The organism is Iodidimonas muriae (assembly GCF_014647255.1).
GTDB lineage: Bacteria > Pseudomonadota > Alphaproteobacteria > Sphingomonadales > Rhodothalassiaceae > Iodidimonas > Iodidimonas muriae.
This window is the reverse complement of the sequence record NZ_BMOV01000001.1, coordinates 317,477-343,923: the sequence shown is the minus strand read 5'-3', so window position 1 is coordinate 343,923 and position 26,447 is coordinate 317,477. Positions and strand designations below refer to the sequence as shown.

The 26,447-nt window shown below is 55.6% G+C and carries 20 protein-coding genes; 12 read left to right on the top strand and 8 right to left on the bottom strand.

Features of this window, described 5'->3' with window-relative positions:
* Window positions 1-19: 19 nt before the first annotated feature.
* The 6 genes from IEX96_RS01440 (at window position 20) to IEX96_RS01415 (ending at window position 7,107) form a co-directional block, all read left to right on the top strand.
* A complete protein-coding gene (locus IEX96_RS01440; RefSeq protein WP_150004763.1) occupies window positions 20-1,138 on the top strand; it encodes a Glu/Leu/Phe/Val family dehydrogenase in 1,119 nt (372 codons plus the stop codon).
* Window positions 1,139-1,239: 101 nt separating this feature from the next.
* The gene (gene speB, locus IEX96_RS01435) at window positions 1,240-2,178 is read left to right on the top strand and encodes an agmatinase (protein WP_150004762.1); all 939 of its coding nucleotides are present in this window, start codon (window positions 1,240-1,242) and stop codon (window positions 2,176-2,178) included.
* Window positions 2,179-2,211: 33 nt separating this feature from the next.
* Window positions 2,212-2,556 (top strand): tRNA-binding protein, encoded by a 345-nt coding sequence (locus IEX96_RS01430; protein WP_150004761.1) that lies wholly within the window; start codon window positions 2,212-2,214, stop codon window positions 2,554-2,556.
* 58 nt (window positions 2,557-2,614) lie between these two features.
* Window positions 2,615-4,222 carry a carboxyl transferase domain-containing protein gene (locus IEX96_RS01425; RefSeq protein ID WP_188873358.1) on the top strand — a complete coding sequence of 536 codons (1,608 nt, stop codon included), beginning with the start codon at window positions 2,615-2,617 and terminating at the stop codon, window positions 4,220-4,222.
* A gap of 56 nt (window positions 4,223-4,278) precedes the next feature.
* A complete protein-coding gene (locus IEX96_RS01420; RefSeq protein WP_150004760.1) occupies window positions 4,279-5,076 on the top strand; it encodes an enoyl-CoA hydratase-related protein in 798 nt (265 codons plus the stop codon).
* Between the two features lie 6 nt (window positions 5,077-5,082).
* The gene (locus IEX96_RS01415; protein ID WP_194446488.1) at window positions 5,083-7,107 is read left to right on the top strand and encodes an acetyl-CoA carboxylase biotin carboxylase subunit; all 2,025 of its coding nucleotides are present in this window, start codon (window positions 5,083-5,085) and stop codon (window positions 7,105-7,107) included.
* A 111-nt stretch (window positions 7,108-7,218) separates the two neighbouring features.
* On the opposite strand, the gene prfB is transcribed toward IEX96_RS01415, so the two are convergent.
* The 3 genes from prfB to IEX96_RS01400 form a co-directional block, all read right to left on the bottom strand.
* Window positions 7,219-8,347, bottom strand: a protein-coding gene (prfB, locus tag IEX96_RS01410; protein WP_149999250.1) for a peptide chain release factor 2 whose coding sequence is annotated in 2 segments (ribosomal slippage) — window positions 7,219-8,277 and window positions 8,279-8,347 — 1,128 coding nt in all. Because the reading frame shifts where the segments join, the coding sequence is not laid out codon by codon here.
* A gap of 41 nt (window positions 8,348-8,388) precedes the next feature.
* Window positions 8,389-10,869, bottom strand: a complete 2,481-nt coding sequence (locus IEX96_RS01405; protein WP_188873357.1) for a penicillin-binding protein 1A — start codon at window positions 10,867-10,869, stop codon at window positions 8,389-8,391.
* Between the two features lie 163 nt (window positions 10,870-11,032).
* Window positions 11,033-12,268, bottom strand: coding sequence for an N-acetylmuramoyl-L-alanine amidase (locus tag IEX96_RS01400; RefSeq protein ID WP_188873356.1), 1,236 nt, complete (start codon window positions 12,266-12,268; stop codon window positions 11,033-11,035).
* A 553-nt stretch (window positions 12,269-12,821) separates the two neighbouring features.
* Between IEX96_RS01400 and IEX96_RS01395 the strand changes: the two genes are divergently transcribed.
* The 5 genes from IEX96_RS01395 (at window position 12,822) to IEX96_RS01375 (ending at window position 19,515) form a co-directional block, all read left to right on the top strand.
* Entirely contained in the window at window positions 12,822-15,797 is a 2,976-nt protein-coding gene (locus IEX96_RS01395; protein ID WP_229773450.1) for a ribonuclease E/G, read from the top strand.
* A 185-nt stretch (window positions 15,798-15,982) separates the two neighbouring features.
* The gene (locus IEX96_RS01390; protein WP_188873355.1) at window positions 15,983-17,341 is read left to right on the top strand and encodes a M48 family metalloprotease; all 1,359 of its coding nucleotides are present in this window, start codon (window positions 15,983-15,985) and stop codon (window positions 17,339-17,341) included.
* Between the two features lie 12 nt (window positions 17,342-17,353).
* Window positions 17,354-18,151, top strand: coding sequence for a DsbA family protein (locus IEX96_RS01385; RefSeq protein ID WP_150004755.1), 798 nt, complete (start codon window positions 17,354-17,356; stop codon window positions 18,149-18,151).
* Between the two features lie 124 nt (window positions 18,152-18,275).
* Window positions 18,276-18,731: a MaoC family dehydratase gene (locus IEX96_RS01380; RefSeq protein WP_149999245.1), complete on the top strand. Its 456-nt coding sequence runs from the start codon at window positions 18,276-18,278 to the stop codon at window positions 18,729-18,731.
* A 10-nt stretch (window positions 18,732-18,741) separates the two neighbouring features.
* Window positions 18,742-19,515 carry an SDR family NAD(P)-dependent oxidoreductase gene (locus IEX96_RS01375; RefSeq protein ID WP_150004754.1) on the top strand — a complete coding sequence of 258 codons (774 nt, stop codon included), beginning with the start codon at window positions 18,742-18,744 and terminating at the stop codon, window positions 19,513-19,515.
* A 78-nt stretch (window positions 19,516-19,593) separates the two neighbouring features.
* Here IEX96_RS01375 and IEX96_RS01370 read toward each other — a convergent pair whose 3' ends face one another.
* Together IEX96_RS01370 and IEX96_RS01365 are read right to left on the bottom strand one after the other, a co-directional pair.
* Window positions 19,594-20,643 carry a 1,9-bis(guanidino)-5-aza-nonane synthase gene (locus IEX96_RS01370; RefSeq protein WP_150004753.1) on the bottom strand — a complete coding sequence of 350 codons (1,050 nt, stop codon included), beginning with the start codon at window positions 20,641-20,643 and terminating at the stop codon, window positions 19,594-19,596.
* 22 nt (window positions 20,644-20,665) lie between these two features.
* Window positions 20,666-21,919, bottom strand: coding sequence for a type III PLP-dependent enzyme (locus tag IEX96_RS01365; RefSeq protein ID WP_150004752.1), 1,254 nt, complete (start codon window positions 21,917-21,919; stop codon window positions 20,666-20,668).
* A gap of 561 nt (window positions 21,920-22,480) precedes the next feature.
* On the opposite strand from IEX96_RS01365, the gene IEX96_RS01360 reads away from it, so the two are divergent.
* Complete coding sequence (locus tag IEX96_RS01360) at window positions 22,481-23,500, top strand: isoaspartyl peptidase/L-asparaginase family protein (RefSeq protein WP_150004751.1); 1,020 nt, start codon at window positions 22,481-22,483, stop codon at window positions 23,498-23,500.
* On the opposite strand, the gene IEX96_RS01355 is transcribed toward IEX96_RS01360, so the two are convergent.
* The 3 genes from IEX96_RS01355 to IEX96_RS01345 form a co-directional block, all read right to left on the bottom strand.
* Window positions 23,488-24,771 (bottom strand): MFS transporter, encoded by a 1,284-nt coding sequence (locus tag IEX96_RS01355; protein ID WP_188873354.1) that lies wholly within the window; start codon window positions 24,769-24,771, stop codon window positions 23,488-23,490. The two genes, IEX96_RS01360 and IEX96_RS01355, sit on opposite strands and share 13 nt — an antisense overlap.
* 122 nt (window positions 24,772-24,893) lie before the next feature.
* Window positions 24,894-25,385 carry an RNA polymerase sigma factor gene (locus tag IEX96_RS01350; protein ID WP_188873353.1) on the bottom strand — a complete coding sequence of 164 codons (492 nt, stop codon included), beginning with the start codon at window positions 25,383-25,385 and terminating at the stop codon, window positions 24,894-24,896.
* 262 nt (window positions 25,386-25,647) lie between these two features.
* Window positions 25,648-26,238: a superoxide dismutase gene (locus tag IEX96_RS01345; RefSeq protein ID WP_149999238.1), complete on the bottom strand. Its 591-nt coding sequence runs from the start codon at window positions 26,236-26,238 to the stop codon at window positions 25,648-25,650.
* Window positions 26,239-26,447: the final 209 nt, after the last annotated feature.

Below are 26,447 nucleotides of genomic sequence, written 5' to 3'. Positions count from 1 at the left end.
ATTATGGAAAGGGAGCTCCATGCCTGTATTTTCGACACGCGCCTTCAATAAACACGAACAGGTCGTGTTCTGCAGCGATCCGCTCACCGGGTTACGGGCGATCATCGCCGTTCATTCCACCGTGCTTGGCCCGGCCGTCGGCGGCTGCCGCTTTTGGGATTATGCCGCAGCGCACCGCAATGCCTCTTTGGATGTGGCGGATGTCCGCGCGGAAGAAGATGCCATTTTCGATGTGCTGCGCCTGTCGCGGGGCATGAGCTATAAAAACGCCATGGCCGGCTTGCGTTTGGGCGGCGGGAAATCGGTGATCATCGGTGACCCGAAAACCATCAAAACCCCTGAACTGCTGCAATCCTTCGGAAGATATATCCAGCGTTTGGGCGGGTCTTATTACACCGCCGAAGATGTGGGAACGAAGCCGCAGGACATGGAAACCATCCATGGTACCACCGATTATGTGGTTGGCCTTGAAAGCGGGGAATTCGCCACTGGTGACCCCTCTCCCCATACTGCCAAAGGGGTATTCACCGGCATAAAGGCCGCTGTTCGCCACAAGCTGGGCCGCACGGATCTTAACGGCCTTACCGTGGCCATTCAGGGCGTCGGCAATGTGGGCCGCGATGTGGCCAACCATCTGCGCGCCGCTGGGGCCAAAATCATCATCACCGATATCGTGCAGGAAAATATCGAACGTGTTCTGGCGTCCGGTGAAGCCGAAGTGGTTGCGGGCGACAAAATCCACGCTGTGGATGCCGACGTATTTGCCCCTTGTGCGCTGGGTGGTGTGTTAAATGCCAAAACCATCCCGCAGATCAAAGCCAAAATCATCGCAGGGGCCGCCAATAATGTGCTGGATGATGAAGTTGCCGATGATCGGGAACTGACGAAGCGCGGTATTCTTTATGCCCCCGATTATATCATCAACGCCGGCGGGATTATTTCGGTGGAATCAGAGGTGCATAAAGAGCATCTCGATGATGCGGCGCGGGCCCGCAAAGTTGCCCATATCGCAGAGACGCTGACCGAAGTTTTTGAAGCCAGCGACAAGCAAAAACAGCCCACTGGCAAAATCGCCAATGAATTGGCCGAAAAACGCATCGACGATAAACGGCGGGCCTTGCGTTCAGCAGCCGAATAAGGCGCAATACAGGGGCACTGCCTCTTGCCTATTTGATCGACTGTTGTAGAAAGCCATGCAGAATGCCGCTGCATGGCTTTCTTTTCCAAAGGATTCTTGTGATGACAGACCTTCGTTACCTTCCTTCCGAAGACGGCTTTCTGGGCCTTGATGATGAAGACGGCGTAGCACTTGAAAACGCTCGCGCGGTCATCGTCCCCTTCGGGCTTGAGGCTACGGTTTCCTACGAAGGCGGAACCGCAAAGGGACCGCAGGCCATGCTGGACGCCAGCCACGAGGTCGAGCTGTTTGATGAAGAATTCTGGATGGAGCCGGTGCACCATTATGGCGTGGCCACATTGGAACCGCCAGTGATCGAAAAGCCGGTGGAAAAAGCATTGGATCAGCTGGCTGCCATTACCGGCGAAATTCTGTCGCAAGACCGTTTTCCCATGGTGTTTGGCGGGGAACATTCCATCACCCCCGGTGCCATCCGCCCGTTTTTGGAAACGGTGCCGGATCTGGTGATCCTGCATTTCGATGCCCATGCGGATCTGCGCGATGGTTATGAAGGCGAACGCTTCAGCCATGCCTCGGCCATCCGCCGGGTGCTGGATGATCCGTCGGCAGAAGTGGTGTCGGTGGGGATTCGCAATATCTCCCAAAGTGAAATTCCGTTTCTGGAAGAAAACCGCCACCGCATCCACATGCACTGGGCAAAAGACAAAGCCTTATGGACATTGGATAAGATTGTCGAACCCTTGCGCGATCGCCCAATTTATCTGACCTTTGATCTGGATGGCTTTGATGGATCGGTGATGCCCGCCACCGGCACGCCGGAACCGGGTGGACTGTTCTGGGACGATGTGATGGCCATCATCCGCAAAGCCGCCGAAGTGGGCGATATTATCGGGGCGGATATCAATGAACTCTCCCCCCGCCCCGGCCTGCATGGCTGTGATTTTCTGGCCGCCAAACTGGCTTATAAAATCCTGTCCTATGCTCATTTGGGCACGCCAAAAAATAAAGGTGCCCGTCCGGCCAGCCAATCGCTCCATTGAGCCAGACAGTCACCATATTCAGAAAGGCACCCTATGACCACCAAAGACCTCAGTTGGGATGACTTCATGCGGGTTGATCTGCGCGCCGGAACAGTGGTCAGTGCCGAACCATTCCCGCAGGCCCGCAAACCCGCCTATAAACTGGTGGTGGATTTCGGTCCGGAGATAGGAATGCGCAAAACAAGCGCACAAATCACCGATCATTACCAGCCGCAGGATCTGGTGGGGCGGCAGGTTCTTGCTGTGGTAAACTTTCCGCCAAAACAGATCGGACCGTTCATGTCGGAATGTCTTGTGACCGGAATTTATGCCGAAGATGGCTCCGTGGTGCTTGCGGTTCCCGATAAACCGGTCCCCAATGGAGCCCGTCTTGGATAGGCTATAAGCCAAGGTTCACGCGACAAGACCGCATTTTCGATCAGGCAAAGAGTGATTTATGACCCGTCTCAAAACATCCATTCAGCCCGGCACGGACGCGTTTGAGGCCAATGCCGACCATATGCGCGGCCTTGTGGATGATCTGTCCACACTTTGTGAAAAGATTGCCAAAGGCGGCCCCGAACGCGCCCGCGACAAGCATCTGGCACGCGGTAAATTGCTGCCCCGCGATCGCATTGCCACGTTGCTCGACCCCGGATCACCCTTTCTGGAACTGTCGCAGCTTGCAGCATATGGCATGTATGACGCAGATATTCCGGCGGGCGGTATCATCACCGGCATCGGGCGGGTCTCCGGCGTGGAATGTTTGATCGTGTGCAATGATGCCACGGTAAAGGGTGGGACATATTTCCCTATCACCGTGAAAAAGCATCTGCGGGCCCAGGATATTGCCCGCGAAAACAACCTGCCCTGCATTTATCTGGTGGATTCCGGCGGGGCCAATCTGCCCAATCAGGACGAGGTGTTCCCCGACCGCGATCATTTTGGCCGGATTTTCTATAATCAAGCCAATTTGTCGGCCATGGGTATTCCGCAGATCGCCGTGGTTATGGGCAGTTGTACCGCAGGCGGGGCCTATGTTCCTGCTATGGCTGATGAATCCATCATCGTCCAAAATCAGGGGACCATCTTTCTTGGCGGCCCGCCTTTGGTGAAAGCGGCAACAGGGGAAGAGGTTTCGGCGGAAGATCTGGGCGGCGGCGATGTGCATGCCCGCGTCTCCGGTGTCAGCGACCATCTGGCCGCCAATGACACCCAGGCCTTAATGCAAGCACGGCGGATCGTTGCCAATCTCAACCGGCGCAAAACCCCCGATCTGGATATCCGCGAATCCCGCCCGCCCCTTTACGACCCCCGTGAGATTTACGGCATCATTCCCAAAGATACCCGCCAACCCTATGATGTGCGCGAAGTGATCGCCCGCCTTGTGGATGGCTCGGAGTTCGACGAATTCAAAAAGCTCTACGGCACCACATTGGTCACCGGCTTTGCACATATTCACGGCTATCCCGTTGGAATTATTGCGAATAATGGTGTTTTGTTTTCGGAATCCGCCTTGAAGGGTGCGCATTTCATCGAACTGTGCTGCCAGCGCGGCATCCCTTTGGTGTTCTTGCAAAACATCACCGGCTTCATGGTGGGCCGCAAATATGAAACCGGCGGCATCGCCAAGGATGGCGCCAAAATGGTAACGGCGGTGGCCTGCGCCAAGGTGCCGAAATTCACCGTGCTTATCGGCGGCTCTTACGGCGCGGGGAATTACGGCATGTGCGGACGTGCCTATAGCCCGCGCTTTATGTGGATGTGGCCCAATGCCCGCATTTCCGTGATGGGCGGCGAACAGGCAGCCAATGTTCTCGCCACCGTGAAGCGCGATTCCATGGCCGCCCGTGGCGAAGACTGGAGCCAAAGCGCTGAAGAGGCCTTCAAAGCGCCCATCCGCGATACCTATGAAGCGCAAGGCCATCCCACTTATGCTTCAGCCAGATTGTGGGACGATGGGGTCATTGATCCCGCCGATACTCGCACCGTGCTGGGCCTTGGCTTATCGGCAGCCCTGAACGCCCCCATTGAAAAAACCCGTTTCGGCATTTTTCGTATGTAGGACATGGCCCACAGGGCTGATGACGAAAAAGCACCCACAACTGAAAGGACCGCGCCATGTCCGCCAATATTTTGATCGAAAAAGACGATCGCGGTGTTGCCACGATCCGCATGAACCGAGCACAGGTTCATAATGCCTTCAATGACGCACTGATCCGCGAACTGACCCATGCCTTCAAGGACGTCAGCGATGATGATGATGTGCATCTGGTGATGTTGCGCGGGGAAGGCAAAAGCTTTTGCGCCGGAGCGGATCTGGATTGGATGAAAACCGCCGCCAACTATTCCGAAGCGCAAAACCATGCGGATGCCCAAAGGCTTTCGGAAATGCTGCACCATGTAAATACCTGCCCGAAACCCGTTATTGCCCTTGTCCAGGGGGCGGCCCTGGGCGGAGGAGCCGGTCTTGTGGCCTGTGCCGATATCGTTCTGGCCGTGCGCGATGCCCGCTTTGGGTTTTCCGAGGTCCGGCTGGGGCTGACACCGGCCACCATCAGCCCTTATGTGCTGGCTAAAATTGGCGAAAGCGCCGCCCGGCGTTATTTTCTGACCGCCGAACGATTTGGTGCCGAGGTTGCCCGGGAAATCGGGCTTGTGCATGAAACCGTCGGCTCTGAAAACGACCTGAATGGGGCAGCCGACCGCGTTGTCGATCAGCTTTTGGCAGGCGCACCCAAGGCACAAAACGCCGCCAAGGATCTGATCTTTACCGTTAAAAACCGGACCATCGACACCGCCTTGCGCGATGAAACGGCGGCACGGATTGCCGCACGACGTACATCTACAGAAGCGCGGGAAGGCATGGCGGCTTTTTTTGAAAAGCGCAAACCGTCATGGACAAAAGAAGGGCAATGACCTGATATGACCCGTTTGTTCAACAAGATCCTTATTGCCAATCGCGGCGAAATCGCCTGTCGCGTTATCCGGACAGCCCGCGCCATGGGTATTGGAACGGTGGCCGTTTACTCTGATGCCGATGCTCATGCGCTGCATGTGGACCTGGCCGATGAAGCGGTACATATCGGGCCGGCCCCCGCCGCACAAAGCTATCTATGCGCCGATAAAATTCTGGATATAGCCAAGCGCTTGCATGTGGATGCCATTCATCCCGGCTATGGCTTCCTATCGGAAAATGCCGATTTTGCGCAGACTTGCGAAGATGCCGGGATTGTCTTTATCGGCCCCACCGCCGATAGCATCCGCAAAATGGGCCTCAAAGACGAAGCCAAACGGCTGATGACGCTGGCCGGTGTGCCGGTGGTGCCCGGTTATTTAGGGGCAGATCAAAGCGAAGCCCATCTGAACGCGCAAGCCCGTGAAATCGGCTATCCGGTGCTGATCAAAGCGGTGGCCGGCGGTGGCGGTAAAGGCATGCGTCGGGTTGACAATGAAAAGGATTTTGCCGCCAGCCTGAAAGGGGCCAAGCGCGAAGCTGCCGGGGCCTTCGGCAATGATCATGTGCTGATCGAAAAATATATCCAGAAACCACGCCATATCGAAGTGCAGGTCTTTGCCGACGGGCGCGGCCATGGAGTGTATCTGTTCGAGCGCGATTGCTCTCTTCAGCGCCGCCACCAAAAGGTGGTGGAAGAAGCTCCGGCACCGGGCATGTCGCCCGCATTGCGCCGCAAAATGGGCGAAGCAGCCGTGGCCGCGGCCCAGACCATCGGCTATCGCGGTGCAGGAACGGTGGAATTCATTGTTGATGTGGAACACGGCCTGGACGGTGCCCCCTTCTATTTCATGGAAATGAATACGCGGCTGCAGGTGGAGCATCCCGTCACCGAAATGATCTCGGGTGAAGATCTGGTGGAATGGCAGATCCGCGTGGCCGCAGGAGAGCCTTTGCCGCTGGATCAGGGCGATCTGGCCATTGACGGCCATGCCATAGAGGTGCGGCTTTATGCCGAAGACCCCAGCCGCGATTTTTTGCCCGCCACCGGCACATTAAACCGTTATCGCCCGCCCATGGATGAAGATTTCACCCGTGTGGATACCGGCGTGCGCGAACATGATTCCATCAGCGTGCATTATGACCCGATGATAGCCAAGATCATCACATGGGGCGAAGACCGTGAAGCCGCGCTTCACCATATGGCCCAAGCGCTTTCGGAAACGGAAATCGCGGGGCTTGCCACCAATCTGCCGTTCCTGAAGCAAGTGATCGCCCATCCCGAATTTGCATCCGGCAATGTGGATACCGGCTTTATCCCGCGTCATGCCGATGCGCTATTGCCCGAAGCGGCGCCCGCCAGCGACATTTGCCTTGCCCTTGCCACCCTTGGCATTCTGGCCGCCCGTGAAGATCGCGCTTTCAATGAAGCGGCCCGATCCAATGATCCTTTCTCGCCCTGGCATGATCCCAGCGGCTGGCAAGCCAATCTGGCCTCATGCGAATGCCAAGACTATATAGACGGAGCGGGCACATCCCGGTCTGTGAAGATCACCATCACGGATCAAGGCTATCGGCTGGAGATCGGCGGTCAACGCTATGATGCGCAAATCCGTGCCCATATGGAAGAAGGCGAGATTGAAGCCGAAATTTCCGGGCAGATCTATCGCGCCACCATTTTGGTAAATCCCGAACAGGTGCAGGTAATTTTCGCAGGCAATACGGAAACCCTGAAACGCCTGTCCGCCAAATTCGATCCGGAAGAAGATGCCGATGGGCCGGGTGCCATCACGGCCCCCATGCCGGGGAAAATCCTCGATATTCTGGTGTCCGATGGGGATTTTGTGGAAAAGGGACAAGCCTTGCTGGTGCTGGAAGCCATGAAGATGGAGCACACCCTTACCGCGCCACGTGATGGAACGGTCTCTAATCTGTCAGCAAAAACAGGCGACCAAGTGTCGGATGGTGCGGTGCTTGTCACCATCAGCGATTAAGGGCGACCCAATTAAAAAACCGGCTTCCCGGATCACGTCCGGGAATGACGAGAGGGGTAAAAGCCCTGCCCCTCATCCGTCACCCCCGGGCTTGACCAAGCATTCGCCAGCCTAATCCACATCCTCTACCGCCGCATCACTCCCGTGGATACGGGCCGCAAGGGCAGCAGCAAGGAAGGCATCAATATCGCCGTCCAGCACTTTATCGGGCTGGCTGGTTTCCACGCCGGTGCGCAAATCCTTCACCATTTGATAGGGCTGCAACACATAAGACCGCAATTGATGCCCCCATCCGATATCCGATTTGGTGGCATTGGTGGCGGCGGCTTCGTCCTCGCGGCGTTGCAATTCCCGTTCATAAAGGCGGGCTTTTAACATCGACATGGCGCTGGCGCGGTTTTTATGCTGCGAGCGTTCGCTTTGGCAGGCCACCACGATCCCGCTTGGGATATGGGTGATACGCACCGCACTATCGGTGGTGTTCACATGCTGGCCACCGGCACCCGAAGAGCGATATGTATCCACCTTCAGGTCTTTATCGATGATATCCACCTCGATATTATCATCCACAACCGGATAAACCCAGACAGAGGCAAAGCTGGTATGGCGGCGGGCCGAGCTGTCATAAGGCGAGATCCGCACCAAACGGTGCACGCCGGATTCGGTTTTCGCCCAACCATAGGCATTTTCCCCCTTCACCAAGAGGGTGGCCGATTTGATCCCGGCTTCTTCGCCTGCGGAATATTGGATAATCTCGCCTTTAAAGCCGCGTTTTTCCGCCCAGCGCATATACATGCGCAGCAGCATTTCGGCCCAATCCTGACTTTCGGTACCGCCTGCGCCGGAATGCACTTCGATATAGCAATCGGACCCATCGGCCTCGCCCGAAAGCAGGCTTTCGATTTCTTTCTTTCCGGCAAGAACCGCCAAATCCTCCAGCACGGAAATGCTTTGCGCTTCCAGATCTTCGTCACCTTCTATTTCGGCGAGCTCGATCATCTCGATGGTGTCATCCATCTCGCGCTGGATGTCTTTGCATGCAGAAATGGAATCTTCCAAACGCGTGCGTTCGCGCATCAATGTCTGGGCGCGTGACGGATCGTTCCAAAGCTCGGGATTTTCTACTTCGGCGTTCAGTTCTTCAAGTCGGTCCAGGGCAGCATCCCAGTCAAAGATGCCTCCTCAGCAGTGCGAGCGACTGCTTGATTTTATCGACCAATGTTTGGGCTTCTGCGCGCATAAAGTCCTCATATCTTCATCACGGAAACAGGCACATACAGATCAGTATAACCCGCCCGTGCCTTTTCTCAGCCTGCCGTCTAACGCCCCGGAACCCGGTCCGTCAAGCACGGCGACTTGCCCGGGGACGGGCTCGGTGCCCGGGATAAAGGCTTCCAATATGACATTATTGTCCCCGGGGCGGGCTGGAACGCCGGTTTGCGCATCAACCCGCACCAACCGGACCCCTTCGGGAATACGGAAAGGAATACCGGTTTTTCCTTCAAAGGCTCCGGCCATGAAATCCTTGAAAATGGGCGCAGCAGCGCTAGAGCCCTCTTCTCCCGGCCCCAAAGAGCGTGGACGGTCAAAGCCCACAAACACCCCCACGGCCAAATCCGGCGCAAATCCCACGAACCATGTATCGAACGATTCGTTGGTGGTGCCGGTCTTGCCCGCAAGGGGAATACCAAGCGACCGAATACGGCGACCGGTTCCACGCTCAACAACACCTTCCAGCATGTGCGTTACCTGATAGGCAATGCGCGGATCGATGATCTGTTCACGATTGTCGGGCAGATCGGGCGGTGCCTGACCTTCCCAAGCCTCGGCCTTGCAGCCGGTGCACTGGCGCATATCATGGCGCATAATGGTTTCGCCATAACGGTCCTGAATACGGTCGATCAAAGTCGGCTCGATTTTCTTGCCGCCATTGACCAGCATGGCATAGGCCGCGGTCAGATCCAGCGGCGTCACCTCTCCGGCTCCCAGTGCATGGGCCAGATTGGGCTCCATCCCCACACCAAGGCCAAAGCGCTGCGCCATATCCATCACTTTGCCCATACCGATATATTGCGCCACCCGCACAGTCATCAGATTGCGGCTTTTCTCCAGCCCCAAACGCAAGGTGGACGGGCCATAAAAACGGTTCGATGAATTGCGCGGTTTCCACTTTCCCTGCCCGTCGCCCTGATCGATCACAAAAGGCGCATCCAGCACCAGAGAAGATGGTGTAAAGCCCTGCTCCAAGGCTGCCGCATAGACAAAGGGCTTGAACGCCGAGCCGGGCTGACGATGGGCCTGCGTTGCACGGTTGAACTGGCTGGCGGTAAAATCGAAACCGCCGACAAGCGCCAGAACACGCCCTGTATGAGGGTCCAGCGCCACCAGCGCTCCCTCGATTTCCGGCACCTGACGCAAGCCATAAGAGGCCACCAACCCCACCGGGCGTCCATCCTCGGTGAAAAAGCTATCCAGCCGCATCTGATCGCTTTGATCGGCCAAATGCTCCACCGCAATCACATCGCCGGTTTTCAGCACCTGATCGGGATCTTCAGGGGGGTGCGTTACCCGTTCACCGGGCAGCCAACGCCGCGCCCATGCCATTTCCGAAAAAGGAATAAAGCCATAGCTTCCATCGGTCAGGCCCACCACGGCCCCTTCGGCCCGCACATCATGCACAAGAGCCAATTGCCAGCTTTCAATACCAAGCGGCGTTGGCACATTGGACAGCCGCGTCGCCCAATCGCCTTCAATGGACCGACTCGTTATTGCGCCGCGCCAGCCATGCCGCCGGTCATAGGCGATCAAGCCATCACGCAAGGCTTTTTCGGCAATAGCCTGCAGTTTCGGCTCCAAAGTGGTGCGCACAGACAGACCGCCGCCATAAAGATTTTTGCTGCCATAGTCCTGCGCAAGCTGGCGGCGCACGGCTTCTTCAAAATAATCGGCACGGAAGCTGGCTTCACCGCTGCGGGGCCGCACATCCAAAGGAGCCGCCTGCGCTTCGCGCATTTCGTCTTTTGAAATATAGCCGTTTTCTTCCATCTGGGACAAAACCCAATTGCGACGGGCAATCGCCGCTCCTTTGCGGCGGATGGGATGGTAATTATACGGGGCTTTGGGAAGGGCTGCCAGATAGGCGCTTTCCGCCAAGGTCAGCTCATCCACCGATTTATCGAAATAATTGAGCGAGGCCGCCGCCAGACCATAAGACCCGTATCCGAACAGAATCTCGTTGAGATACAATTCCAGAATACGGTCTTTTGAAAATGCCCGTTCGATACGGAACGCCAAAATCGCTTCCTTGATTTTGCGTTCGTAGGACACTTCATTGGTGAGCAGGAAATTCTTTGCCACTTGTTGGGTGATGGTGGACGCCCCCACAGGCCGACGGTTGGTAAGCACATTGCGGACATTGGTGGCCATGGCCCGGGCAATGCCGAAAAAATCCACACCGGGATGATGATAGAAATTTTTGTCTTCTGCCGACAAAAAGGCATGGATAATTTGCTTTGGCACCACATCAATGGGGATAAACAGGCGCTTTTCAGTGGCAAATTCCGTCACCAAAGACCCATCGCCTGCATGCACCCGCGTCATCACCGGCGGTTCATAATCGGCCAATTGGGTATAATCAGGCAAATCGCGGCCATAGGTCATCAGGGCAAAAAGCACTGCCCCGCCCACCAGCAGCAAACCCAGGAAAAAAAGCACGCCTGTGCCTGCCAAGCCCCAGACAATAATCCGTTTTTTACGACTCATCTTTGCCTGTCATTCCATATCAGTCCGTTTCGCCCCAAATGCCGTCCACAGACGATAGCTCCTTGAACGCCACAATCGGTTCGACAATAAAGACGCAATATGGCTCCTCTATGTCCATCAAAGACATCGTTTTTTTGCCTTGAACGCCAGTCTGGCCAGTTTATCAAAATTGCTCGCGATCCACGGATTCAAAATACCGGTCGATCCCGGATAACAAGCCGCTGGCCAGCCGCGCCTGTCCCTCTTTCGAGCCAAGCATCCGCGCATCTTGTATATTGGACATATAGCCCATTTCCACAAGAACCGACGGGACATCCGGTGCTTTGAGCACCACAAAGCCCGCAAAACGGTGCGAATTGCGGCGCAAAAGCACGCGTTTTTTCAGTTCAGGGATCAGATAATTGGCAAAACGTGCGGAATAATTCATCGATTCACGCTGGGCCAAGTCAATCAGGATACTGGCAACTTCCGGCGCTTCATCGGCCAAATCCATGCCGGCCAGAATATCCGCTTTATTTTCACGCCGGGCAAGGGCTGCCGCTTCCCGGTCAGAAGCGGTTTCAGACAATGTATAAACCGTGCCGCCCCGCACACTGCGATTATCCAGACTATCCGCATGCAGCGAAAGGAAAAGGTCGGCTTTCTTGCGTCGCGCAACCTCGACCCTATCCCGTAAACGCAGATAAATATCCCGATCACGGGTCAAGACCGGCAGATAGCGCCCCGATGCCTTGATCTGGCGGGCGGCTTCCATTGCCACGGCCAGCGTGATGTCTTTTTCAGGCCGCCCCGCCGCACCGGGAGCACCGGGATCGTTCCCCCCATGCCCCGCATCGATCACGATAACCCGCTTGTCTTTGGACCTGCGCACCGATTGGCCCGGCGCCAGCACGCTTTGGGTCGGCGCCCGATGCGCAACGGCAACGGGTTTGCGCACATTGGCAAGAAAATCGGCGCGGCTGGTGGGGCGAATATCAAACACCAGACGATACCCATTGCCCCCTTGCGGTGGCAGGGTAAACATCCGGTCAAGGCTTCCTGGCGCTTGCAAATCCAGCACAAGACGCGAGGTATCATTATCAAACAGGCCGTAGCGATAGCGCTTCACCAGCCCTTTGCCTTCCCCGATCCCCTGACTATCAATATGAAATTCAACGGCGGGAAGGTCGATCACCAGCCGATAGGGATCGGAAAGAGTAAACACCTCGGCCTGGATATCACTATCCACATCCACCACAAAGCGGGTGCGGTCGCCATTTTCTCCCAAACGCAAGCCGGTAACATCCGGCGCTGCCAAAAGCCCACCCACAGGCGGAAAAAGGAAAAGCGCCAAAGCCGTCAGAACCGCCAGCAGGCAGCGAATCAAGAGAGTCTGTTCGCCCGGTTTCTTTTTTCCCACGCCTGTTTTCTCATATCTTGAGGACGGCATGTCCAGTTTCAGTCCCCTTATCCGATCATGCCAGAGTTAATGAATTGCCTATAGCGCAGAAAATGTCGTTTTTCCATCTTTGGGGACCATTTGCGCCATAACACCCACAAAAGATTGCATAGTGATGAAAATCAACACACAAAATGATTGTAACGGGCTTGGCAAGTGACTAGATTAGGAACACAAGTTCTCGCAGCCGCATGCTTTTACAATCCAGAGTATGCGACTTGCGCCGGTTCTGAAATGCCGAATTCTACGGCAAACGGCCTTAACCCTATGGGGTGAATGTCCTACAGAATCGGTGACTTGCCTTACGGCCCAAACCAATGGTTACAAATAACGTGTCATACCAACTCTCATCCCCCAAAACGCCTCGACAGGCGCGGGATGTTTGCGCCTTGGTTGCCAATGACAACCGGACCATTTGGGCTACTCCCTTCTCACATACTCAATCTTACCCGCCCGCCAGCGCGCCCGGACAATTCCGGAAGTCGGCGCGGCGCGGCGTTCGGAGAATATATCAATGTCAACGCGCATGCTTATCGACGCGCGCCACCCGGAAGAAACCCGGGTCGCCGTTATTAAAGGCAACAGGGTAGAAGAATTCGATTACGAAAGTGTCGCCAAGCGGCAATTAAAAGGAAATATCTATTTGGCAAAGGTGACGCGCGTCGAGCCGTCCCTTCAGGCCTGCTTTGTCGATTATGGCGGAAATCGCCACGGCTTCCTTGCTTTCAGCGAAATTCATCCCGACTATTATCAAATCCCCACCGAAGACCGGGAAGCCTTGCTGGCTGAAGAAGCTCAAGTCGAGCCATCCAAAACGGATGAGACGGAAGCGCCTGCCTCTGAAAGCAAGGCCGACTCCGCCTCTGACAATGCGGAAACATCAGAGCTGGACGACGATTCCGAACCGGAAGTCGAACAAATCTCTGGTGAAGACGACTATGAAGATGTGGGCCGCCGGCGTGCACAGGCTTTGCGCCGCCACTATAAAATTCAGGAAGTAATCAAGCGCCGCCAGATTTTGCTGGTGCAAGTGGTCAAAGAAGAACGTGGCACCAAAGGCGCCGCGCTGACCACCTATTTGTCTTTGGCGGGGCGCTATTGCGTGCTGATGCCCAACAGCCAAAATGGTGGCGGCATCAGCCGGAAAATCGCCAATTCCGCCGATCGGAAAAAGCTCAAGGATGTGATGGCGTCGCTCAACGTGCCGGAAGGCATGGGTTGCATCATCCGCACCGCAGGCCTTAACCGCACCAAGGTCGAGATCAAACGCGATTTCGATTATCTGGTCAGGCTGTGGGATGGCATCCGCGAACGGACCCTCGAATCTGTTGCTCCCGCTTTGATCCATGAAGAAGCCGATCTGATCAAGCGATCGATCCGCGATCTTTATTCCCGGGAAATCGACGAAATCCAGGTGGAGGGCGAGAACGGCTATAAGCTGGCCAAATCCTTTATGCGCCTGTTGATGCCCAGCCATGCCAAACGCGTTCAACATTATAAGGATCGCATCCCGCTGTTTCACCGCTATCAAGTGGAAAACCAGCTGGAGGCCATGTACTCGCCCATCGTTCAGCTGAAATCCGGCGGCTATATTGTCATCAATCCCACAGAAGCGCTCATCGCTATCGATGTGAACTCCGGTCGCTCCACCAAAGAGCACAATATCGAAGAAACCGCCTATAAGACCAATCTGGAAGCCGCCGATGAAGTGGCGCGGCAATTGCGCCTGCGCGATCTGGCCGGTCTTGTCGTCATTGATTTCATCGATATGGAAGACCGCGGCAATAACCGTTCCGTTGAAAAACGCATGAAAGATGCGCTAAAATCGGACCGGGCGCGTATTCAGGTGGGTCGGGTCTCATCCTTTGGCCTGATGGAAATGTCGCGCCAGCGCCTGCGCCCCAATCTTCTTGAAGCCTCCATGAGCACCTGCCCGACCTGCAATGGGACGGCGGTGGTGCCGTCTGTTGAAATGGCCTCGCTCAATATCTTGCGGGGACTGGAAGAAGAAGGCATCCGCGAGCGCAGCGCCGAACTGACTGTGCGGGCTCCTGCTTCTGTGGCCTTTTACCTGCTCAATCAAAAGCGCGACATGCTGATTGATCTGGAACAACGCTACGGCTTCACACTCAGCATCACGGCCGATGCCAATCTTGGGGCCTCTCCTTGGGAGCTGGATCGCGTTGCAAAAGATCCCGATCAGCCCGTCTCTTCTGGCAGAGATCAAACCGCGGTCCATGCCCAACAGCAGACCGAAGCGGTGGTGCAAAGCCAGCCCGCCGTCTCCGACGGGCCAAGCGAATCCCGGGAAAACCGGGATAATCGTGTAAGCTCCGATGAAGATGATGAAAGCGGTCGCAAGAAAAAGCGGCGGCGGCGGCGGCGTGGTCGGCGCGGTCGCGGCGGTGACGATCAGCAGCAATCCGCACAAAGCACCAATGGCACCGATCAACCCTCGATTGCCAGCAACGACCAAGCCCATGCGGCTGACGGCGAACAACCCTCTGTATCCGAGGTAACGGAAGCATCCGCGCCACAGACAGAGGAAACAAAGGCTGGTTCGGACACAGAAAGTGGCGGGCGCCCCCGGCGGCGTTCACGGCGGCGGCGGTCCCGCACATCATCCGAGCAACCGGATAATCGTGAGGAAAAAGAATCGGTGCAGGCCGATGCTGCAGACGATGCGCCAATGGCAAGTGGCGAAGCGGAAGGTTCGTCAAGCCAGAATGAAGAGGCTCTGGCCGACAAAGCGGCGTCAAACGGCGATGACACCACCGAGGCCAAGCCCCGCAAACGCCGCCGCGTAAGGCGCAGAACACCGGCAGCGGCTGCAGCGGACGATCAACCCGCTCAGTCCACTGAAGCCACGGAAACCACCGATGCGCCCCAAAAGGCCGACATGTCCCAAGGCACTGTCGAAGCGCCGGCAGACAAAGTGGCCGAAAAAGCCGATGCACCGGATGCCGAGGTTGAAAAACCACGCCGGCGGCGCAAAGCGCCTGTCCGCAAAACCGCCGCCAAGGAAAAGGCTGCGGCAACGGATGAAAGCACGCCCCCTGCATCTGATGCGACAAGCAAAGATGGCGGAGACGAAAAGCCCAAGGCGCGGCGCACGCGAACGAGAAAACCTGCCGCGCCAAAAACGGCCCCCGATACCGCACCTCAAAAAGAGGCTTCCGAAAGCGGTAAGGACGAGCAAAAAGGTGCGGAAAAACAAGGCTCTGCCCCTTCTGCGCCGGTCACCCCTGCGACTGAGATTGAAGCGAAGGCTGCGCCAGTCAGTGACGCCCCTGCTTCCGCATCAAAGCCCCGGGAAGATGCCAGAGGAGAATCAGCGGCCCTCTCTGCTCCGGCACCGATGAAAGAAGACGTGATCGAACGTCAGATCATCACCCCCGAGGGTAAAGAACACGAAAAAGTCACCACGACCGACAGTTCGGAAAAAACGGAACGCAAGCGGGGATGGTGGCAACGCGCCCTTGGTCGCTAAAGCCACGAAATACGCTACAAGACGACCGACAAGGCGGGAGATGCATGCCATCATCCCGCCTTGTTGCTATGCTGAAATATGTTTCTCGATAAGCGCATAAGGCCTGTCTGCCATGCTGATTGCGTTGACGGCTCTTATATCGCCCTTCTAAGATTGCTGCGAGTTTTACGTTGTGGAGCCAGTGTGTGTCGTTGATCATCAGACTGTCCGTTTTGGTTATCTTCCTGCTTTCGCTGACCGTGCGCCCGGCCGCAGCTCAGGGAATCCGAACCCTGCGCGATGCAGAATTCGAACATTTCCTGCATGAAATTTCCGATCCGATTTTCGAAGCAGGCGGCCAACGCCCCGAAGACGTGCAGATCTTTATCGTCGACGACACCAATCTGAACGCATTCTATGCAGGCGGTCAGGCGATTTTCGTACATACGGGCCTGATCTTGCAGACCGATAATGTGGATCAGGTGATCGGCGTTATCGCCCATGAAACCGGCCATATGACCGCCGGGCATGTGCAACGGTTCGATGAAGCGCTGGCCCCTGCCGGAAATATCTCTATCCTTGGTCTGGTCTTGGGGGCTGCAGCCATTGCGGCAGGCGCACCGGAAGCCGGCATTGGCCTGATCACCGGCGGCCAAGGAGTGGCGCAACGGACGGTTTTGAAATTCCGGCGCGTACAGGAAGCCTCGGCCGATCAGGCGGCCATGCAGTTTTTGAGAACGGTCAAAATGTCGGGGCGCGGGCTTTTGGAAGTGTTCGAAAAATTCCGCTATCAAGAGCTTTTACGCTCTCCCAATATCAATCCCTATGTTCTGACCCATCCCCTGTCCGGTGATCGTATCGCCAATGTGGAAGAAAGGATGAAGGCCTCTCCTTATTGGGATGTGCCGACCGATCCCGTCTTGCAGGCCAAATACGAACGGATCAAAGCCAAGCTGCAAGGCTATATCTGGCAACCGGAAAGCACCCTTGGCCGATATCCTCCCAGCGATACCAGCGTTCCGGCGCGCTATGCCCGTATCTATGCCTATAACAAGGCGCTGGAATGGGATATGGCCATGGCAGAAGCCGACAGCCTGATCGCAGAATCGCCGGACGATCCCTTTTATCACGAAATAAAAGGCCAGATATTGCTGGAAAACGGGCATGTTGATGATTCTTTACCCGAATTGAAGAGAGCGGCTGAACTGGCCCCCTTCGAGCCTTTGATTCTGACCTTATATGCGCAAGCTCTCGTGGCCCGCGAACAGCCCGACACCGACAGGCTGGCCATGCCCATATTGGAAAAATCGGTCCGGCTGGACCCATATAACAGCTTTGGCTGGTATCAATTGGCGATCATCTATACCCGCAATAACATGCCCGCCCTGGCGGACCTTGCCACAGCAGAACGCTATATGCTGATGCGTAATCCGGGCCGGGCCGCCATGCACGCCAATCAAGCCGTCCAAGGCCTTGAACCGGGAACGCCCAAATGGTTGCGCGCCCAGGATATTCGTCAGGCCGCGGGCCTTGCGCTTGAGCAAAGCGCCAACCGCCGCCGCTAAAGGATCACGTTCATGCCACATGCACCCGACGCCCAAAAGGGCAGTCGCCTTCCACTTTTTCTTGCGATTTCTGCCCTTTTTCTGGCGATAATTGGCGGGGGCCTATCGCTGGTGACCTTACGCGCCCTCGCCATGATGGACGGTGGCGACAAGGCCCAATTGGAACAAACCATCCGCGCCTATCTTCTGGAAAATCCGGAAATTTTGCCTCAAGCCATTGCTGTTTTGCGCCAACGCGAAGAACGCGCCGAACAGCAACGCTTGCAATCTTTTGCCACCGATCGCTGGGAGGATATCAGCCAAGACCCCTTCTCGCCGGTGGTTGGCGATGAAAATGCGCCGGTAACAGTGGTGGAATATTATGACTATCGCTGTTCCTTTTGCCGGCGGGCCCATCCCGATATGGTTCGGCTACTTGACGAACATGGCGACACGATCCGTTATGTGTTCAAGCAATTCCCGGTGCTTGACCGCGAAGGGCCGGATGGCGTGTCGCACTTTGCGGCCCGCGCCGCCATTGCCATGTCGCGGCAAGGCGATTTCCTTGAATTCCACGACAAGCTGATGACCCATGAAGGCCGCTTGCACAAAGGGGCGGTTCTGGATATCGCGCGGGAATTTGATGTTGATATGGCGCAGTTCCGCAAGGATATGGATAATCCGGCCATCATGGATTATTTCAACAGCACCATTCAATTGGCGCGTATGATCGGCATCACCGGCACCCCCACCTATGTGATCAATGGCAAGGTTTTGGCAGGCGCCCAAGGCTATGATGCCATTCTGGCACTTGTTCAGGATCAAAGCTGACAAAGCCAAAGTCCCCATTCTTGCGCCAAAATAGGGGCCAGCCGGTGATGGCGGCTTGCCCCTTGCCTTCAAACGCGACAAAGTTTGCCGTGTTTTTCCCCTCTCATCTTTAGGGATATTTTTTATGGCCGACCTCCCCTTTCCCGAACTTTGCAGCAAAGTTGGACAAGAACTGGCTCTATCCGACTGGTATGATGTGACCCAAGAGCGCATCAATGCCTTTGCCGATGCCACAGGCGACCATCAATGGATCCATATCGATGTGGCCCGCGCCAAGGCGGAAAGTCCCTTTGGCACCACCATTGCCCATGGATTTTTCACCTTGTCTTTGCTGCCGGGATTGATGGGCGACTTCTTCGGAGATTATGCGGTGCGCCAAGGCATCAATTATGGCTGCGATACGGTGCGTTTCCCCGCCCCCGTGCCATCTGGTTCAAAAGTACGCGGACGGTTTGTTCTCAAAGCCGTAGCGCAAGGGCCGCAAGGCTCTCTCAAATGTATTGTCGGGTCCACGGTCGAAATTGACGGCAGCGACAAACCCGGCTGCGTTGCCGATCAAGTTTTTCTGCTGTTTCCCTGAAAGGATCACCATGACTGCCCTTTTTTCGCTGCAAGATAAAGTCGCTATCGTTACCGGATCATCGCGGGGCATTGGCCGTGCCATCGCCCTTGCCATGGCCGATTGCGGTGCCAAAGTGGTGGTGTCGTCACGCAAGGCCGCCTCTTGCGAGCCGGTGGCCGAAGAAATCCGTGCCAAAGGCGGCACGGCGGCGGTGATTCCGTGCAATATCTCGGACAATGCCCAATTGGCCAATCTTGTGGAAGAAACCCGCAAGACCTTCGGACGCATCGACATTCTGGTATGCAATGCCGCGTCGAACCCGGTTTATGGCTCCATGGCCGATGTCTCTGACGATGCGTTCGACAAGATCATCGGCAATAATGTGCGGTCGAACATCAAGCTCTCCCATATGGTCTTGCCGGAAATGGCGGAACGCGGCGACGGGGCCATTGTCCTTGTTTCCTCTATTGCCGGCCTTTCGGGCAGCAAGAATCTCGGTGTTTATGCCATTTCCAAAGCCGCAGATTTTCAGGTGGCCCGCAATCTGGCGGTGGAATGGTCGCCCAAGGGGGTACGCATCAATTGCCTGGCACCGGGGCTGATCAAAACCGATTTTGCCAAAGCGCTGTGGGACGATCCGAAGTCCCGCGCCTATGTGGAAAAGATCACGCCCGCTGGCCGCATTGGCGATCCCGAGGATATGGCCGGTGTTGCTGTTTTCCTGGCAAGCCCTGCGGCGCGTTATATTACCGGCCAGACCATCATCGCTGATGGCGGCGCCACCATCGCCGATGTGTTCTAAGCGATAGCGTTCTCCCATCAAAAAGGCCGCACCCGATTGAGGGGCGCGGCCTTTTTATTTGAATGATTTACCAACGGATCAATCAAACAGACGGTTGAAGTGGCGCGGTTTTCGGTCCTTCCAATGCCCTTGATGATAAGCATCCGATGCGATCAGCGGCACCACGGTGGTGGCTTCGGCGAACACCATCTGTTCATAGACCGTTTCCACCTTGCCCCAGCTTGACGCTTCTTTCAGCGTTGAAGAGGAACAAGCCCCGTCGCGGCTGTCGGCCACGGTGATCTGGATGGCGTATTTGTGCATTTCCGCATCTACACCGAGAATTTCGGCGCATACCACCGTATCTTGCACAAAATTCTTCGGCACACCGCCGCCCACCATGAACAAGCCTGTGGAGCCGGCTTCAATCTTGATATCCGTCAATTCGCGGAAATCAGCGATGGAATCTATGGTCAGATAAGGCTGCTTTTCCTTCATCCGTTCCACCTGATGCTTCACAAGGCCAAAGCCTGCGGAGCTATCGGTAAAGGCCGGGCAGAAAATAGGCACATCATGATCGAAGCATGTTTCGATCAGGCTGTCTTTTTTCTTGGCATTGCTTTTCAGCCAACGTCCCATTTCATGGATGAATTCGCGGCTGGAATAAGGCCGAGCTTCCAAGCTGTTGGCGATTTCCAGAATGGTATGATCGCAGGCTTGCAGCTCTTCTTCATCGATAAAGGTATCATAGATGCGGTCGATATACATGCCGCGCAATTCGTTATCATCAAGGGTGGAATCCCCTTGATAGTGCTTGAAGCCCAGCGCTTCGAAAAAGTCCATATCGATGATCGATGCACCGGTGGAAACGATGGCATCCACCATCCCCGCCTTTACCAGATCGCGGTACACATGCATGCAGCCCCCCGCCGACGTGGAACCGGCCAGAGTCAGGATCACCGAACAATCCTTATCCGCCAACATGCGGTTATAAATTTCAGCTGCGCGTGCCGTATCGCGTGAGGTAAACGACATTTTTCCCATGGCCGCAACCAAAGGCCGCGCATCAAAGGCGGTGATGTCGATATGTTCCACCGGCTTTGACAAAAGCTCGGCCTTGCGATTGGTATTGATCTCTGTGTCAGCCATGCTGCGTCCTCTTTTGACTTTACTATGTATTGGCCATTGCGGTCCCAAGGGTCAGTGGCAAGGAAACCACATTGGTGCCTTGCGCTTCCCTAGGGCCAACGGCCACGGTCAGGTCGGAATGAAATCCGTTAAAGCGGGTGCGCATGGAAATGCCATAAGCCCCCAAATGCCCGATCTCGATCCAATCCCCTTCGCCAATATCGGCGGGCAACAAAAACGGCCCTTCCATTACATCCATGCTGTCACAGGTGGGCCCGAAAAAGCGAAAGGCTTCCATGGTTTCCTGGCCATGAGCCGCCTCTTTTCTGTTTCGCACATCCACCCGCCGCACGGGATAGCGCCAGCCAATGGACCCGGCATCGAACAATGCACCAAAGGTACCATCATTCAAATAAAGTGCATTGCCTTTGCGCAATTCCACCTTCACCAGAACAGAGCCGCCCTCGCCGACCAAAGCCCGCCCCGGTTCGCACAAAAGGTCCGTGTCGCCAAAACCATTGTCCGCCACCGCTTCCATGATAGCCTCCATGAAAGCCTCCAATGGTGGCGGCGCCATATCCGGATAAGCCACCGGAAAACCGCCTCCCACATCAAGGCTATCAATGGTCACACCGGCCTGATCCACAAGGGCGCGCACTTTTTCAATCGCCCGCGCATAGCTTTCCGGATTCATACATTGCGATCCGACATGAAAGCTCACGGCCAGAGATTTCGACGCTTTGCGGGCCGCACGCAACAAAGACACCGCTTCATCGCCTGCAATGCCGAATTTGCCCGACAAATCCAGCGCCGCATCCCCTTTGGGCAAGCCCAGGCGCACAAACAAGGACAGGTCCGACGCCTGAGTTTCTTCCAGAATTTTGGCCAGTTCGTCTTCGCTATCCAATGCGAAATCCCGCACACCGGCAAGATAAGCATAACGGATGGCCCGGCGGCTTTTCACCGGGTGCATGAAATACAAACGGGCCGAGCGGTCGATCCGGCGCACGGCATCGATTTCCTCGATCGAGGCCACATCGAAATTGCGAATACCGGCCATGCTCAAGGTTTCCAGCACCGCAGGGGTGGGATTGCACTTCACCGCATACATCACCTGACCGGGAAATCCGGCCAGAAAGTCCCGCGCCGCCCCTTCTATGGTTTGGCGATAAAGCACATGAATGGGCTGATCGTCGGCAATGGTCGAAACCACTTCTTCGACGGTCGAAAACATCGGCACAGCCGTATCAAAGCCGGTTTCAACAGCAGGGGGGGCGAAAGCATAAAGGGCGGTCATGGCATCAGTCCTGAGTGAACGCGAAGGGCTCGCTACCAAAAGATACGCGAACGAAAAGTTCACCAACCGCATGCCCGCTCATAAATGCAGAGACGGAACAGGCGGCGACGGCAATGCTCCTTATGGGGGAGCTATTTCCGTCTCGGACTATGTTTGTCGAGAACCACAAATCTGAATCGCCAGAACCCTCGGTCATTGGCGAGTATCTTAAGCCCGCGAGAGGAAATTCCACCCGGGCAGCGCACTTCGTTGGAGGCCATTGGCGACTCCCTTTATCAATCAGTGCTGGCTCATTGAAAAAGGCCGCCAGCCCAACCAACAAAAAGAGCACGCGTCGTTACGTAACCAATCCAACGGGACAGAGGCACGTGCGCGTACGTGACGCCCATATGACTGATCCTTTCCGCATTTACAAGCGGCAATTTTCAAAAATTGAAATCCGGGATCGCATCACGGCCTCGCCCCCTCCGGCCCAAGCTGCCAACAGTCTTGCGAAGACCGGGTGAAAGCGTAGACTATTCAATCGAAAATAGGCCTGAGCCAAGCCACCGGGAGATAGCTATGTTTTATCGCCATATTCTTGTCAGCTTAGGGGTTTTGGGGATGATTTCGGCCCTTCCCCACCAAGCGGCCTTTGCCCAGGACCATATCTATTCTTTGGTGATTCACGGAGGTGCAGGCACCATCACCCGTGACAGCATGACCGATGAAACCGAAGCGGCCTATCGTATCGCCCTTAGCGATGCCCTGATGAAAGGGCGCGCGGTGCTGGAAAGCGGAGGCACCGCCCTTGATGCCGTAACCGCAAGCATCATGGTGATGGAAGACAGCGATCTTTTTAACGCCGGCAAAGGGGCGGTGTTCACCCATGACGGGCGCAATGAACTGGACGCCGCCATCATGGATGGCCGCACCTTGAATGCCGGAGCCATCACCGGCGTTACCCGGGTGCGCAATCCCATCACGCTGGCCCGCGCCGTGATGGAGCAATCGCGCCATGTGATGCTGGCCCGTGAAGGGGCGGAAGCCTTTGCCCGCGACCATGATATCACGCTGGTTTCTCCCACTTATTTCCATACGGAACGCCGCTATCAGCAACTTTTGGCCGTGCAAAAGAAAGACAAGGAAGCCTTGCTGCTATTGAGCACGCCCGGCGATCATGAATTCGGCACCGTGGGCGCTGTGGCGCTGGATAAAGACGGCAATATCGCCGCTGGCACCTCCACCGGTGGATTGACCAACAAAATGTGGGGCCGCATTGGCGATAGCCCGATCATTGGTGCGGGAACCTATGCCAATAACAAAAGCTGTGGCGTATCGGCCACCGGCACAGGCGAATATTTCATCCGCGCAACGGTGGCCCGCGAAATCTGCGCCCTGATGGAATATAAAAGCTATTCCGTGCAGCAAGCCGCCGATCAGGTGATCCACCAGAACCTCACCCAATTGGGCGGTGATGGCGGGGTGATCGCCCTCGCCCATGACGGAGCCATTGCCTATAGCTTCAACACCGAAGGCATGTATCGCGGCCAATTAACCAGCACCCATCCCGAACCAAAGGTCGAAATCTATAAAGACTGAGCCTCGCTATGCTCATCTGACGGCGGCGTCGGTTCGTCATGGTCATGCAGCTGAAAGGCCGCCATGGTGGTGCGCGGCGTTAGTTGGAAGTCTTCCTTCTCGGCATCCGGTGTCGGGGCCCGCAACATCCGCAGGTAAAAAATCGACAAAGCGCCAAGCCCGTGCACAGCGGCTATGAAAACAAATAGCATTTCCGCCCCATAATGGTCGATCAGAAATGCCGTTGCCAAAGGCCCGAATAACGAACTGGCCCCATAAAGAAACAACAGCCCTCCGGAAATGCTGACAAAATTTTCCGGTCTTGCATGGTCATTGGCATGGGCAATGCAAATTGGCTGAATGGTGAAGGCAAAACCGCCAAACAGGCACCCAAGAGCCAATGTTCCATAAAGCGATTTTCCGGCCACCAGAACAAGTCCAACACCGCAAACAAAAGCCCCCGCGCTGATCAGCCCTGCCACCAACCGCCGGTCATGGCGATCGGACAAATACCCCATGGGCCACATCAGCACCGCGCCGCCGAACAAAGTAAGCGCCATGAACAGGCTGATCTGATCCACATTCATGCCGTTACGGGCCGCAAAAATCGGTCCAAAAGCCCAAAAGGCACTATTTGCAAAGCCCACCGCAATGCTGCCCGCCACCGACACCCGCGACACATTCAGCAAAGAGCGCATCCGAAGGCGTGGTTGCGGTACGGGCACGGGTAACGGGGCCCGCGTCAGGGCAACCGGGATAGCGGCCAAAGCCGTGAATATGGCGACCAGTGAAAAAAGCTGAAAACCGCCTATTGGATAGGCCATCAGTAAAAACTGGCCAGCCGCCAGCATGGTCATGCCGATCAAGGCATAAAGAGACAGCACCGCGCCGCGTGCAGAATTGGGGGCCCGTTCATTCAGCCAGCTTTCAATGGCCATATAGGCAATGGCCAGACAAACGCCGGTCCCCACACGCGCCAGCATCCAAAACACTTCGCCAATGGCCAAAGGGTAAAGCAAGGCAAAGGCACAAATACCCGCCAGCACGGCCGTGAGCACCCGCACATGCCCCACGCGACCAATCAACGGGGCGCCGATGATGCAGCCGATCAAATAGCCAGCGAAATAGCCCGATCCCAAAAGCGCGATGGCAAGATCACCGAAATTTTCTGCCTCGGCGCGCACAGGCACCAGCGTAAATTGCAAGCCATTGGCCAATTGCAAAATTGCCGCACATAAAAGCAGTGCAAAAATAGAGAAAACAACCGGGCGCATAGAACTTGCAGCTTTCACAGAAATCACCTGTTCCTATCAACCGTCCTATCCGGTCCATTGATAAGATGCAATTTCTGTAACGCCGGTTTCACACTATTCAGGCAAGAACCGAACCCCACACAGCCCGATCCGGTGCGGTTTTAATGTTTGGTGCTGCCGTTCATTTCCCGCAATGACAAACGGGCGCGGAACAATCTGCTTTTAACGGTGCCCACAGCCAGCCCAAGCCTTTGGGCCGCTTCTTCATATTTAAAGCCATGCACCCCCACCATCATCACCACATTCTGCTCCGACTGGCTCAGACGATCAAAATCGCGGACAAATTCCCGCGCTTCCATATTCCAAGGCTGCGGAGCCGGATGCGACAATCCTTCCGTCCAATCCTCCACGGGCACATGGACCCCGCGTCGTTTGGTGCTCCGGCACCCGTCAATATGCAGATTATGCATGATCGTGAACATCCACGATCGTAAATTCGACCCTTCCCGGAAGCGGTCCACCCGGGTGATCGCGCGCTCCAGTGAATCCTGAACCAGATCTTCGGCTTGATCCAGATCCCGTGTCAGAAAGCGGGCATAGCGGCGCAGATGCGGTATCTCGTGCTTCATCTGGTCGAGAATAGCGTGTTCCATCGTCCGTTCTCCCATCTTGAACAGAGACAGTAGATGAAAAAATACGTCAAAAGAATGGTAATTAATTTTTAGTTAAATTCAATGTATTAATAAGCACAGGAAGCGCTGATCTCTCGTTCTTATCAGACATGTTCATGAAACATTCTATCTTGATAAAAACACAGGGCTTGATTTTTTCAGGGAACAAAAAAGGCGCATGACAAAAGCATGCACCTTTCTGATTTTCCGCTCGTCGTATCAAAGCCCGATGGGCTTTTTCGGCTTAGGCTTTGGCCAGATTTTCCGCCACATAGTCCCAATTCACCAGCTTTTCGATGAAGGTTTTCAAGAAATCGGGACGGCGGTTCTGATAATCCAGATAATAGGCATGTTCCCAAACATCAGCCACCAAAAGCGGCGTGGCACCATGCACCAGCGGGCTTTCCGCATTGGCTGTTTTCATGATTTCCAGCTTGCCATCTTTCAAAACCAGCCAAACCCATCCAGAGCCGAATTGCGCGCCCCCTTCGGCCACAAATTTTTCCTTGAAGGCATCCACAGACCCAAACGCCTCCACAATTTTGGCTTCCAGCGCCGCAGGGATCGCGCCCCCGCCATTGGGAGACATGCACTTCCAGAATTCGTTATGATTGAAAATCTGGCCGGCATTATTGAACAGCTTGGCATCCTTGCCAAAGCTGGACACGATCAACGACTCGAGCGACTGCCCTTCTTTATCGGTTCCCTTGATCAGATCATTGGCAACTTCAACATATTTCGCATGATGCTTGCCATGATGAAATTCGAGGGTTTGTGCTGACATATGCGGCTCAAGCGCATCTTTTGCATAAGGGAGTTTGGGCAATTCGAACATAAATCGTCTCCGATCAAAGAAATCCAAAACACAATGCCGGCCACCGTTTCATGCCATGATTGCCGCCGAAACCCCGGGGCAAAACCACATGCAGAAACAGAAGACCCAAGCATCATCACCGACAGAAACCTAACGGCTCAGAGAACACATTGTTCACAATGCCGTAGCATACAAGGGATAATTCCCGAAGACATGAAAAAAGCGCCTCA